This is a genomic window from Halomonas sp. ND22Bw, from assembly GCF_003011945.1.
Taxonomy (GTDB): Bacteria; Pseudomonadota; Gammaproteobacteria; order Pseudomonadales; family Halomonadaceae; genus Halomonas; species Halomonas halophila.
The window spans coordinates 1-431 of sequence record NZ_PXWD01000197.1; the positions used below are offsets into that span (position 1 = coordinate 1).

Below are 431 nucleotides of genomic sequence, written 5' to 3' on the forward strand. Positions count from 1 at the left end.
TGATCTCGTAGTGGACGGTTTCGGCGATATTGGTCGCGTGGTCCCCGATCCGCTCCAGGTTCTTGGCCATGAACAGCAGATGGGTGCAGGCGCCGATCGTGCGCGGGTCGCCCATCATGTAGGTCAGCAATTCGCGGAACAGGGCGTTGTAATGCTCGTCCACCTCGTCGTCGGTCTGCCAGACAGCGACGGCGCGATCCAACTCGGACGCGGTGTAGGCGTCCAGCACGTCGCGCAGGCGGGTCGAGACCAGCCGGCCCATCCGCTCGATGGAGCGGGTCAGGGGCTGCATCGGCTCGCCCTCGGCCAAGATCAGCGCACGTTTGGCGATGTTCTTGGCCAGGTCGCCGGTGCGCTCCAGATCGGTGGCGATCTTCATGGCGCCCAGGGTGCGGCGAAGGTCGCCGTCGGTGTAGACCCCGGCCAGCCTG

Annotated in this window: 1 protein-coding gene; it reads right to left on the reverse strand. The window is 66.1% G+C overall.

Annotated features, from left to right (window positions below; genetic code table 11):
* Positions 1-431: phosphate signaling complex protein PhoU (gene phoU / locus CVH10_RS17660; protein WP_106489353.1), on the reverse strand; the 431-nt coding region annotated here is incomplete at both ends.